The following is a 13,407-nucleotide window of genomic DNA, read 5'->3' as shown; positions in this document are numbered from 1 at the left end:
TCACTGGCTCCTTGGCGAAGTGAACTCTTTTCAATATGGCCGTTTCTCATTTAATATACTTAACCAAATCGTATAGTCTTTTGTTTTGATAAATCCTTTCCTTACCTATTTTTTCCGAAGTAAGAAAACCCTCAATTTCAAGAGAAGACAGGTAATTTGCTGCAGTCTTCCTTGTTACAGCTAAGCCATTTTCAATATAAACAATTTTTGTATAGAACTCATAAAATAGTAAATCAATTAATTCTTTTGAATATATTTTCGGCAACTTTTCTTTAATCTCAGCACTCATTGTTTCAACTTCAGCATTGATTCTTTTAACCAATCTTAATGTCTCATATGCTGTTTCTTCAACACCTGCTAGAATATACACAATCCATTCTTCCCAATTCTCATGGGTTCTAACTTCCTGAAGAAGTCTATAATATGCTGATTTGTTCCTGATTATATAACTGCTTAGATAAAGGATAGGACTATCCAGCAATTCTTTTAAAACAAGATAAAGCACATTGATGATTCTGCCTGTCCTTCCGTTACCATCATAAAAGGGATGGATGCTTTCAAATTGGTAATGAATAACTGCCAGCTTTATCAATGGATCCATATCAATATAGTCTTCATTGATGTATTTTTCTAGATTACTTAAGAGTTCTTTTATTTCAGCTTCACCCACAGGGGGGGTATAAACAGTTTCACCTGTTCTCTCATTAAGTAGTACGGTACCGGGAAGTTTTCTTATTCCTGCACGATTCTTTTCAATAATGCCTTGAATTTCAATAATCATATTTGTTGTAAGCATCTCACGATCCTTAACCAAGTCATACCCTTGCCATAAAGCAGTCCTATAACTAACAACTTCCTTTGCTGCAGGACTTGCTCCGCTTGCATCACTCATCGCTTTATATAAATCATCATGAGTTGTTATAATGTTCTCAATTGCAGAGCTATCCTTAGCTTCTTTAATCATAACCGCATTTATCAAAATATGTTTATTCGGAATCGTATCTGCGTAACCTTTCAGTTCAGCTAATGCACGATTGGATTTTGCCAGTTGCTTTAATACTGCTACCGTTTCCAGTACAGCATTCGGTGGCAACATAGGTAATTTTTGCTTACTCATTACATACACCTCCATTACATAGGTATTATATCGTTAAATTTTACCTACGTCAATCATATGTGGGTATTTTTTCAATAATTTTACCTACATAGTAAACCTCCTACTTTGCTTCCTATTTTGCTGATATTACTTATAATCCTTAGTAAAATCTATTGAATTAACTGTAGATATGTTTCCTAGAGAAACAACAAACCACTGAACTGATCATAGAAGAATACCATATTTTGTCTGCCTCCAGTTTACAATCCAAAAATCCCCTGTACATCTTCTGCTGCAATCTCTCGTGTGCTTTTCTTGCCTGCGTTGATCAGCATATTTTCCAATTTTTTCTCCATTGACTTTTTCACAAGCTCTTGGCCATCTATATCCCGAAGGTCAAAAAAGAGCATTGGATTAACATCTAATCTAGCACCAATTCCATAAAGAGTCGCTGCAACATGCTTACACACAAATGCCCAGTCAGGACAATCACAAGAAAAATGGATCTCTTTTGGCGACGGAAATAATCCATATTTTTTTTCTGTAAACATCACCGACAATTCTTTAGGAAATTTTCCTTCTATTAATTGTTCTAGAGAATCAATCCTATGATTACAAAGCCTAGTTACTTGATCCCATTTATCACGACTTAAAGTATCAATCTGAATCTTCACCACGTAAGGTTTTGCTCGACTTCCTTGGACTAACGCTGATACGATACCTTTTGATATCCTCAGATCAAGGACTGCATTGTTACGGACATAACTTCTCCCTCTAGATACTCGGTTACTGTAGTCTGCATAGCTTTCTAAGTTATGATTCCATGACTTTCCCCACCAGGTTTTTACCAATGCACTTCCTTCGAGGATTACGGGGTCAATATCTTTATTTTTCTTTTTTAATTTCTCTATGGCCCTTATCGCTTTTGCTTTTTTTTCAGCTACTGACACATATTTGGAATATCCATAATAGCCCATTATACTTCACCGCCTAGCACAAATAACTTCATCAGTTCTTCATTATTATACTCTGTGATCCACTGTTCTCCAGTTGAACTTAAGATATCGCCTGCTAACTTCTGTTTTGCCATAATCATCTCATCAATTTTTTCTTCAATTGTACCCTTAGTCACAAATTTATGCACCATAACATTCTTTGTTTGTCCAATTCTAAAGGCTCTGTCTGTAGCCTGATTTTCTACTGCAGGGTTCCACCACCTGTCAAAATGAATGACATGATTTGCCGCAGTCAAGTTAAGACCGACACCTCCTGCTTTTAATGAAAGCACCATGTATGGAATGTAATGCTCCCCATTAAATTGTTCGACCATTTCATTTCGTTTTTTTACTGGGGTGCCTCCATGAAGAACAAAACCAGCTCTATTAAAAATACCAGTTAAAAACTCCGAAATAGGTTCTGTCATTTCTCTAAATTGTGTAAATACAAGGACACTTTCTCTTTTTTCATAAATCGTCTCACATATCTCTCTGAGTTGCTCGAATTTACCGCTATTTATCGGTTTATATTCTTCTCTACCCAGATACTGATCTGGATGATTACATATTTGCTTAAATTTCATGATACTCGATAGAACGAGTCCTTTTCTTTCTATCCCTTCTACTTCTTCAAGTTTTACTGCAATCTGATTTACCAACTGTTTGTAAAGGGCAACTTGTTTCTTAGATAACGCGGCATATTCATTTATTTCCAGTTTATCCGGTAAATCCGAAATAATTCTTTTATCTGTTTTCAGTCGCCTTAATATAAAGGGATTAATCATCTTACGCAACTTCGCATATCCCATTGCATCATCTGCTAATTCTTTGGTAAAACTCGTAAACTCTTTCGCTGTCCCAAGAAGCCCCTGATTAAGGAAATCAAATAAGGACCACAGATCACTTAAGCGGTTTTCAATCGGTGTACCCGTCATAGCTATTCTTAGCTTAGCAGGAATTTCTTTAATGGATTTCGTCTGTTTTGTTCCAGGATTTTTAATCGCTTGTGCCTCATCTAATATTAGGAAATCCCATTTTCTGTTTTTTAATGCTTCCAAGCGAACTGCCATACCATAGGTCGTGATACATAAAAAAATGCTTTCATTTATACTTAATCCTTCTGAATTTTTGCTCTCACTGTTGTGTAAAATCTGATAGGACAATTCAGGTGCAAATTTTAAGATTTCTTTTTGCCAATTTCCAATGAGAGAGGCAGGAAGAATCAATAATGCTTTTCCTCCATGATGCATTCTCATATATTCTAAAAAAGCAATCATCTGTACTGTTTTACCCAGTCCCATGTCGTCTGCCAGACAAGCACCAAATCCCAATTGGGACATCCTATATAACCACTGATAACCACTTTCTTGGTAAGCTCGAAGTGTCGCTTGGAAAGAAGGCGCAATCCCAACTATTTGAGCAGACATGGGATTGGTTAGCGTTTCTTTCATCTGTTTGAACCATTGTCCGTTGGTTACTGATATTTCGATAACATCATTTTCCATATCAAGTACTTTACTTATATTCAATTCCATTCTCATAGCATCACCCAGAGACAAAATATCATCTTCTGCAAGATCTTTCACCTTATCAAAAGCTTGTAGGACGGCTTCTAGCTTTTCTTTGTTAATCTCTACCCATTTTCCTTTATATTTCACTAACCCATCTGCCATGGTCAGAAAATCTCTTAATTCTTGCTCAGTAAGCACGTCATCTCCCATACTCAACGATGGGGCGAAGTCCATAATAGCATCCAATCCTACTTTTGAAGGCTCTTTTTCTCCTATGGTCACAGAAAGTCGAATTGAGTTATTGCTTTTTCTCCACCAGTCAGGTACTCTACACATAATACCCGCCGCTTCATAAATAGTAATCTCATTTAAAAAGGTATAGGCTTCTTTTATCGTAAGTTTTAGAGGCGCAAATAATTCACCATTTTCTAACAATTCAGAGATTAATTTGCTTTGCTCTGCAGCCTTTATTACTGTTGCCATAAGCGTAAGAAGTATCTTATCATCTCCTTTGAATTCTTCTAATGCACTTTTCAAAGGGGTATGTACTGCCTTTTTACTTTTTACCGGTTTTGTTGAATAGGTTGCCATAAACGCAAAAGGATACGCTTCTTCATTATTTTCAACCAAGTGAAAGAAAACTCTTCCTACAACATTAATATTCGAGTTATACTCTGCAAAATACCGTGCAATCGTACCTTCATAGGCTTTTACTTCTGCCCTAAAAACACTAAATAAGTTCTCCCATAGCGCTTGTATCCATACTTCATCGACATACTCCATCCCAATTACGAAGGGAACTGCTTCCTTCAATCGACTAAGCTCTTCCTCTAGTAGTTCAACCTGCACCGACTCTCGACTAATTTCAATATCTGACTGTCTGGACAATTTTTTAATCAACAAGTCAGCAATGTGATATAGATATTCTAAAGCCGGCGAAAACCAACTTACCTTCTCTAAGAAACCAAGATGAAACAAAGCTTTATATTTATTTTCTTCAAATTGCACAACCCAATCATTTAGAGTTTTTTGAAGATCCGGCACGAATAAATCATGATCAATCGTTATTTCGTCTAATACAAATCCTTCTGGGACAAAATAGACATTAAGTTCTTGATTTTTTTTTGATTTGCTAAGTGACATGCGCTTATACCCAATATCCTTTCATGATGACACTACTCTCTAGCAGTTTCATTCTCATATTTATGGCTTTTAATTCTACTCATTGCATTTTATTCAAAAACGGCCAATAAATCCACCGCAGTAGAGCGAAATAGATCAAACTAAAGATAAACTCTCATACCACCTTACTGTGCATAGGTAACTCTTTCAGGTATTTTCTCTACATTGCCCTCTTAGTTCTTTTTTGGACTAATAAACCATCTGGGTTTTTATGGGACAACAAGACATCCGATTCCACATGTGAGGACGGTTTTTGAGACAGAAATACTTTCTACAATAGCCAAACAGGTACCAACCAATTATCTTTATCCAAAGGCACCAAATCCTTAGCCATACATATAACTGCTCCTGTCCCAACATTGACATCTGATTTGTTTAGAACTTGAAAATGCTTTATAGTTTCTTTTTTGGGAGAAGCACTTTTCTTTATTTCAATTGGATACAGTGTATTATTCTGTTCAATGATTAAATCAATTTCACGCTTATCCTTATCTCTGTAATAACATATCGGCGCTTGCAATCCAAGGTTTTGATAACTCTTAATCACTTCACTGACAACAAATGTTTCAAAGAATGCGCCACTCATATTACCTGTTTCTAAGCTTTCTGGACTATTCCACTTCGTCAAATAGGCACACAACCCTGTGTCCATAAAGTACAAGTTTGGCGATTTAATGATTCTCTTCATTCGATTATTAAAGTAAGGTTCAATCAAAATAACAATTCCTGAAGTTATTAGGATTGAAAGCCACTGCTTCGCCGTAGGTGCAGAAATACCAGTTTCCCTTGCAATATCAGCCAAGTTAAGCATTTGACTTGTTCTTGCTGCACAAGCTGTCAGAAACTGTAGAAACAGCATCTCATCAGCTATTTGTGTATGCTCCTTAATATCTCTTTGAATATAGGTGTTAATATAAGCCCCATAAAAAATATTCGGCGAGATATCCCTGCTATATACACCTGGCATCTGCCCCATATAAATCATTTTGTAAACTTCCTTCAGCGATTTGGGTGTGCGTTCCTTAACTTTTGAAATCAGTTTCCCTGAATCCATAATAAATGCTTCATTATCATATCCATCTAACTCCGCACCTGAAAATCCTTGCATTCTTAAAATACCCACACGTCCTGCTAAACTCTCACTAACATTTTTCATTAAATGAAACATCTGTGAGCCCGTCATCCATATATCTCCCATTTTCTTATTTTCATCAACATAGAGTTTTATATACTGCATAAGATTTGGTGCATATTGTATTTCATCAATAATGACAGGAGGCTCATATCTCTGCAAGAACAATCCGGGTTCGTTAATTGCCATATTTCTTGCATTCGGATCATCTAGGGTTACATAATTGCGGTTTTGTTCCGCTATTTTCATTAGCATCGTTGTCTTTCCTACTTGTCTAGGCCCTGTAACAAGCACTACCGGGAATCTCTCACTCATATATTCAACTGTTTTTTCACAATTTCTTACTATATACATAAAATTATCCTTTTCCGACTATAATAAATCACAACTTTATTATAGTCGAAAGGGATGGTATTAGCAAGTCTTAATCCATTTATTTTTCTTGCAAAACAAGGGCTAGCGTATTGGCTTTTCCGTACGCTAAGTTCCGGTGTCCAGAATCTCGACCAATTCTTGGTTTCTTCATAATTGGGATTATCTTTGTCTAATAAGGTGTGTTCTTTCATGATTTATCTCCTCAATCTTCTCAATACAATCAGCACACTTTAATATGGCTGATTTAATGGGTTCAAGCTTAAAGGGGATGCTTGACACACTCGGATTTTTAACTTGAAGGTAAATGATTAATTTATTCCGAAGCCACCCTTTGCTAAATTGTAATCTACCAGGATAATCTTGTCATCTATTAAGGCGAGATTCTTTAGTTCATCTGTAAAACCTGATTTCGAAAAAAGTATATAATATTTATCTCTTACTTCTTCCTTAATAGCCATACTCTTATCTTGTAACTGCTTTAAAACAGGGACACCTAGCTTTTCATTTCTCCACTTGCATTCACCAAATATAAAGTTATGGCTTATATCATAACCAACAATATCTATTTCCTTATTCTTATCCCACCATCTACCTATTCTAATTAGCCTTAATGGAATTTCCTTTCTTTGGTTAATGTTTCTTACATGTGCTATTGCTATTTTTTCGAATTCATAACCTATAAAATCCATTAATTGTTTTTCAATAATATCTTCATATATGATATCAATATTTCCATCCATTAGTTCAGATACGTGTGGATATACAAATCGATAATAGAACCTAAAAAAACTGTTATCGAGTATATATAATCCTACTCTTGATTTCACCATTTCCTTAGTTTTAATCGTACTAGGGAATTCTTTTCTAATAATCCCCAAATCAATGAGGCTATTTAGATAATATGTCAACTTTGTTTTTTCAACACCTGACAATTGGACTATTTCATTTTGTTTTGTACGGCCTAATGCTATCGCCGTAATAATTGTATTATAAACACTAACTTCCCGAAGTTCTTGCTTCAATAGAAATTCAACTTCATTAAATAATACTGACCCATTTTGTAAAATACTTGTTATAATATTTTCTTTTAGTGACTTTTCTCTATTGATACGACTGAGATAATAAGGCACGCCACTAAACACACTATAGAAAGCTACTTGCTCATGAAAATCAATATTTGGATAAAACCCTAGGGAAGATTCAAAATCCATTTCTGTAATTTTTAAGACACCTGTTGTTCTTCCATAAAGAGGATTTTTCTCACTTAACAATTCATTCTTCATAAAACTTATGGATGACCCACATAAAATGATTAATATATTCTTCTTTGACAGACTATGATCCCAGATGGATTGAAGTACTGAAGGTATACTTGAATTTCCCTCTACCATATAAGGAAATTCATCAAAAACAATCACAGTTTTTTCTTCCTTCGTTAAATTCTCACTTATATAAGAAAACACTTGCTCCCATTGATTAAAAGAATCACTATAAATCTTTTTGTTAAAATGCTCTGTCAAAACACCAGTAACTCTATTCAATTGCATGAAGTCAGTTATTTGATGACCTGAATAGAATACATGCTTTTTATCTTTAACAAATTCTCTCAAGATCTCAGTTTTACCAATACGTCTTCTACCGTATAAAATAATGAATTCAGCATTTGAACTTGTGTATTTGGTATTTAAATAATCTAATTCATTTTTTCTTCCAACAAACATGGTTTTATTCCTCTCAGTCTACAATAAATTCATGTTAACATATCCAAAGAGCATAGTCAAGTTTAGTATAGTTACGACTATACTAAACTTGACTATGCTCTCTGGATAGGGCATCTATTCCAATGAAGTCGTAAACCATACTTATATGTAGAAAATATAAGGAATATTAAAGTAATTTCTCTGTATGAGCAATTAATCAGGAATTTCATACGTATCTTGCACTATATTCACGAATTTAATGCCCAACTTCGTTAATGAAAATTTAGTCTTAAGTGTGATCGATTTATTTTATGCTTATTAATTTACATAATGAAGTGCGATTTTAGGAAACTCAAGACCAACTTCATCACCAATATCATACCTATGATCATCGAAGGTTTCGATTGTCAGTTTAACTCCTTCACGCAAAACATCTACTTGAATTTCTTTCCCCAAACGTCTAATCTCTTCAATCTTAACGATATCTGACTTTAAATTTTTATTTAAAGCAATTTGATGAGGTCGTAGGAATAGTGAAGCTTCTCCATCTAGAAAATTCTTTGCTTGAAATTCTCCAAAATCACAGGAGAAAACCCCTTGTTCAATAATACCTTTAATCCAATTGCCACCTCCCATAAAAGAAGCAACGATTTGATTTTGGGGTCGATAATAAACTGATTTTGCATCCCCGGTTTGAAGAATTTGACCGTCAGCGATTAAGGCTATTTGATCTGAGAGCCTAAGACTTTCATTAACGTCATGAGTTACAAAAATAATCGTTAAGTGTAAAAGTTCCTGAAGACTTTTAATTAATGTTCCCATTTCCATTCTAAGTGTAGGATCAAGTCCGGAAAACGGCTCATCCATTAATATGAGGGATGGTTTTGTTGCAAGCGCTCTTGCAATGGAAACCCGTTGTTGTTGACCTCCTGAAATTTGTGCAGGATATCTACTTGCCAGTTCTTCGATTTTCAAAAGACTTAATAGCTCAGACACTCGTTTTTGAAGCTCACTTTTACTTACTTTTTTCACTTCTAAACCAAATGCGATATTTTCATAAACGGTCAAATGGGGAAATAACAATGGAGATTGAAAGACATAAGCGATACCTCGTTGAGCTGGGTCTTTGTGTGTAATATCTTCACCGTCTAAAAAGACACGACCATCATCTGGCTCTACCAAGCCTGTTATGATCTTAAGAATAGTACTTTTGCCACTACCTGAATCACCTAAAATTGAAAGAAATTTACCTTCTTGTGCATCAAAATGAATGTCCTTCAAAACAGACTCTTGACCAAATGCCTTTCTTATACCTTCAACTCTTAATTTCATAATTTCACCTCTATTCAAATAAATAAGTATTGACTTTGGTTAATCGTTTAGTAATTCGTTCTGTAATAAAGAAAACCCCAATATTGATGGATACAAATACAATTCCAAGAGTGGCACTATTTCCATAGTCAGCATTATTGATATAAGGATACAATAATGCTGAGAGGGTGATTACTTTTCCTCCTCCAATCAATGCGGCTGCAAAATAATCAGAAAATGATAATAAAAAACATATGCTGCCTGAAAATAACAACCCCGGGGTAATGAGGGGCAAGATTACCTTCTTAAACAAATTAAAATCCCTACACCCGATGGTCCGTGCTACTTGCTCCATCTCTGATGGAATACCTTTAAAAAATGATATGCCTATATTTGTTGAATAAGGAACGGATAAAACCATGTGTGCCAAAACAACACCTAAATAAGTATTTGTAAAAGACAAGCGAAGCATTATCAGATGAACACCGATAAATAGGGCTGTAGCCGGAATAAATAATGGCAAAGAGTACAACAACATAGTTCTTGTATGTCTATTCTCTTTTTGTTTAGATAAAGCTCTACCCGCCATAAATCCAACAATTGTTGATGAGGTTCCATTCATCAGTCCTAAAAACAAGCTGTTCAAAACACTACGAATCATTAATGGATTTTTAAAGAAGAAATTATTCCAATATTCAAAGGTTAATTGGCTTGGCAAAAGTTGCGGATATTTATAGTAGGTGAAAACAGTTAATAGAAACGTTAATATCATTGGCAAACTAATCAGAAGAATAATTATCCCTGTTATAATTTTTTTCATTAGCGTCCTCCCATTAATATGCTCTTAATCACCCACCGATAAATCATGACAGATAAAGCACCAATCGTCAGAAGTAGTATATTCATGGCCATAGAGGCGGGAATTTCTGAAATATGTGGGTTCAAGTAAAGACTGTAAAGCCATGAGGATAAAGTGACTGCCTTATTGGTTCCTAATAAATATGGCACTTCAAAAGCGCCTAAATCATAGGTAAATAAGATGGCAGAGGTCCAAGAAATAGTATTAGCTGCCAAAGGCAAATAAATTTTTCTTAAAATATCGCTTTCCGTTGCTCCAAGGGTTGTTGCAACCTGATGATAAGTTGTGCTAATACTGCTCATAATATTGAGAACAAATAGTGCAATAAAGGGAGTGCCTTTTAGCACATACACAAGGATAATACCAAACCCATAAGGATCAAATACAAATCTTGGGAAATCCTCTAATGAACTAATCCACGAAAAATTTAAAAAGATTCTAGAAATAAATCCTGTTTTTCCCAGAAACAACATCGTTAGAAATACAACATATAAATAAGGTAGTATCAAACCTATTTGTAGAACTCGATCCGTCATATAACGCCATAATCTATTCGTCGTTATCATCAGCCTATAGGCGATTAAAACACCTAAAATTGTCGAAATAAGTGCCGAAGCTAAAGCAATATACAAAGAAAAAAACAAACTCTCTATGAATCTGCGGTCCAAAAAGATATCTAAATAATGCTCTAGGGTCAGATTGTTTAACCCTAAGGAAGGTATATAACCCAAGCTTTCGAATAACACACCCAGAAGTCCACCACCTATAAACACACCATAAAGTAGCAGGATGGGTAGAAGTAAAAGGATTGTCTTTTTATGTATTATACGCTTACCCATTTGAACCTCTTCCCTTAAAATTATTGATACTGACAAATATACTTCCGGTCAATCAGGTCTTTTAAATACCAAGGCCATTTACCGGCAATTATAAGCTTCTTATAGGACAGCCCTTACGGTTTCTAAGGCTTCCGATGGAGAGATATTTATTTTGTGGCACATATTTCTTTAGTGGTTTACCCTGTGCTCTTCTTTTGTAAATAAGCGTTCACAAACATATAGCCTCTTTCATCAACTTCTAAGCCTGATTACAGATAGTTTGGATGTGCTACAGGTCCTGTTGCTATAATTAGAAAATTATAAGGTAGGATTTTTGATGATTCCATTTCCAGATGTCCATGTTCAATCACACTCACACGCTCTTTTTGAAGCAATTGAACATCGGCTTCCTTAAGGGCTTTCTTCATCTGTTTAATTAAATAAAGATGTGCATGACCGCCTCCCACTAAAATTAAAGTTTTTGAATGTGTTTCATCCATTAAGCCACCCTCTTTCTTATCTTCCTGTAACAGTATCCATCCACAATGATTTAATCCAATCGATATAAGCTGACTTCATTTCAGGTAATCGTCTGTCTGTTAGCTCTTGCAAGCTTAAAGAACCTGTTGCTTGTTCAACTGTATTAAATAATGCACTTTGTTCAGCAGTTAATTTTGTGACATCAAACGCAGGCATATCACCCCAAACCTCTGACTTCATTTTCTCTGTTTGTGCTTCAGGACTCTGTAAGAAATCTATAACAAGAAGTGCCGCCGCCTGTTCAGGTGCATTAAATGGGATGGCAAGGTAATGTGAATTACCGATGGTACCTGTATCAAATACATAGGTTGTAGCAGTAGCAGGATAAACCTTCGAGGCAACAAGTCCTGCAGTTTTTCCGACTTCAAAACCCATTGTCATATCAATTTCTCCGTTTTTAAATAGTTCATCTAATTGTGCCTGAGTTGCTGGATAAGACTCACCATTGTTCCATAAATAAGGACTTAATTCAGTGAAATAATCCATAACAGGTTTAGCTAAAATATTAAATTCTTCTTCGGTCATATCTGTTTGAAAAATATCCCTTTGACCCGTTAACTCGTAAAAGGCATTTCTAATAAATGCTGTACCAACAAAATCATCTGGCAATTTAGGATAGGTAAATTTCCCTGGATGGGCTTTAGCCCATTCAAGTAATTCCTCGAAATTTTTTGGTGGACTCGTGATCATTTGCGTATCATAGGTAAATACCAACTGAGCTCTCCCCCAAATCGCTTCATAACCTTCAATCTCTATTCCAGAATCATAGTTCAAATCAGAAGCATTTAAATCATAATAGGTGTTTAAATTTGGGAGTAGCGATGTAAATGGACCACTGAGTAATCCACCTGTTTTAGCTGTTAGGAAGTTTTCAGCATTAATCCATAGAAGATCTGCTGTTCCTTCATCAAGATTACTTTTTTTTTCATTAATTAATTTCATCAAATAATCTGGTGCATTCATAGGTACACGATTTAAGGTAATCCCATATAACTCTTTTAAGCGTGTCGCAACAAAGCCATCCATATATTGGTTAATACTTTCATTGCCTCCCCACATCAAAATAGATACTTCTTTGTTTTTGCCCGAATCTAAAACGTCTTGCCAATTGGCTAAATCCTCAATTTTCTTCGTTTCATCCACACCACTACATGCACTCAATAGGAGTATACTCACTAGTATAAGGCTCACTAACTTCAACTTGTTAAATATTTGTTTATGCTTCATTTTTATTCCTCCTGATTTTCTTTCTAATCATGGTTAAGGTGTCAAAACTAAGTTTCACTAAGTTCACATACAATATATAGATTACGTTGATACATTCATAACTATATATTGTATGCGAAAGTTCAACTATATAGTTTTGACACCTTAACCAATCATTAAGTAAATAATATAAGCAACAACACCAAGGAATGTTATCCAAAGTATTTGCTTGGAATAGCGGCTATATTCTAAAATCTGATTACCAAGGAGTACATATGCTATTGTCCCAGGTATCATCCCAAAACCTGTTGCTAGAAAAAACCGCCATTCTTTCATTGTACTCAGTCCTGTCGCATAGCTTATCACGTTTTATTTTTTCCAACTGTAAGTTATCTAACAAACACCAAAATATTTGTGTGATATACTAAATTAAACGTACTCATAAAAATGTAGTAAGGAGAGTTTCATAGGAAAATTATGGTATTTGTCCCAAATAAAAAGATTTGATCATATAACTAAAGATGATATGCACCCTAATGACGAAGTGATCCATATGTCCACTATACCAAAGAGCACCATCGTGCAAACACCTTTTAGGCATAATAGATTATGGCAATACTTTCAGAAATACGTCCTTATGTTCTTTTGGAATGCAGAATATCTATATTGAAACCCTAGAAAT

11 protein-coding genes are annotated in these 13,407 nt (G+C 35.0%); all 11 read right to left on the bottom strand.

Annotation, left to right across the window (positions count from 1 at the left end; translation table 11 throughout):
* Nucleotides 1–46: 46 nt before the first annotated feature.
* Nucleotides 47–1,117: a Fic family protein gene (locus tag P0N36_RS09075; protein ID WP_275842524.1), complete on the bottom strand. Its 1,071-nt coding sequence runs from the start codon at nucleotides 1,115–1,117 to the stop codon at nucleotides 47–49.
* 239 nt (nucleotides 1,118–1,356) lie between these two features.
* Nucleotides 1,357–2,073, bottom strand: a complete 717-nt coding sequence (locus P0N36_RS09070) for an SWIM zinc finger family protein (protein WP_275842523.1) — start codon at nucleotides 2,071–2,073, stop codon at nucleotides 1,357–1,359.
* Nucleotides 2,073–4,745, bottom strand: a complete 2,673-nt coding sequence (locus tag P0N36_RS09065; protein WP_275842522.1) for a DEAD/DEAH box helicase — start codon at nucleotides 4,743–4,745, stop codon at nucleotides 2,073–2,075. The genes P0N36_RS09070 and P0N36_RS09065 overlap by 1 nt, the downstream gene beginning before the upstream one ends.
* A 310-nt stretch (nucleotides 4,746–5,055) precedes the next feature.
* A complete protein-coding gene (locus P0N36_RS09060; RefSeq protein ID WP_275842521.1) occupies nucleotides 5,056–6,270 on the bottom strand; it encodes an ATP-binding protein in 1,215 nt (404 codons plus the stop codon).
* Between the two features lie 329 nt (nucleotides 6,271–6,599).
* The gene (locus P0N36_RS09055; protein ID WP_275842520.1) at nucleotides 6,600–8,012 is read right to left on the bottom strand and encodes an ATP-binding protein; all 1,413 of its coding nucleotides are present in this window, start codon (nucleotides 8,010–8,012) and stop codon (nucleotides 6,600–6,602) included.
* A 297-nt stretch (nucleotides 8,013–8,309) separates the two neighbouring features.
* Nucleotides 8,310–9,323 carry an ABC transporter ATP-binding protein gene (locus P0N36_RS09050; protein ID WP_275842519.1) on the bottom strand — a complete coding sequence of 338 codons (1,014 nt, stop codon included), beginning with the start codon at nucleotides 9,321–9,323 and terminating at the stop codon, nucleotides 8,310–8,312.
* Between the two features lie 10 nt (nucleotides 9,324–9,333).
* A complete protein-coding gene (locus P0N36_RS09045) occupies nucleotides 9,334–10,122 on the bottom strand; it encodes an ABC transporter permease (RefSeq protein ID WP_275842518.1) in 789 nt (262 codons plus the stop codon).
* Nucleotides 10,122–11,000, bottom strand: a complete 879-nt coding sequence (locus P0N36_RS09040; RefSeq protein WP_275842517.1) for an ABC transporter permease — start codon at nucleotides 10,998–11,000, stop codon at nucleotides 10,122–10,124. Before P0N36_RS09040 ends, P0N36_RS09045 begins: the two co-directional genes overlap by 1 nt.
* A 248-nt stretch (nucleotides 11,001–11,248) precedes the next feature.
* Nucleotides 11,249–11,479 carry a hypothetical protein gene (locus P0N36_RS09035; RefSeq protein WP_275842516.1) on the bottom strand — a complete coding sequence of 77 codons (231 nt, stop codon included), beginning with the start codon at nucleotides 11,477–11,479 and terminating at the stop codon, nucleotides 11,249–11,251.
* Nucleotides 11,480–11,495: 16 nt separating this feature from the next.
* Nucleotides 11,496–12,746 (bottom strand): ABC transporter substrate-binding protein, encoded by a 1,251-nt coding sequence (locus tag P0N36_RS09030; RefSeq protein ID WP_275842515.1) that lies wholly within the window; start codon nucleotides 12,744–12,746, stop codon nucleotides 11,496–11,498.
* A gap of 144 nt (nucleotides 12,747–12,890) precedes the next feature.
* The gene (locus tag P0N36_RS09025; RefSeq protein WP_275842514.1) at nucleotides 12,891–13,061 is read right to left on the bottom strand and encodes a hypothetical protein; all 171 of its coding nucleotides are present in this window, start codon (nucleotides 13,059–13,061) and stop codon (nucleotides 12,891–12,893) included.
* Nucleotides 13,062–13,407 lie beyond the last annotated feature (346 nt).

This window comes from Petrocella sp. FN5 (assembly GCF_029210395.1).
Lineage (GTDB): Bacteria > Bacillota > Clostridia > Lachnospirales > Vallitaleaceae > Petrocella.
This window is presented reverse-complemented; position numbering and strand designations above follow the sequence as displayed.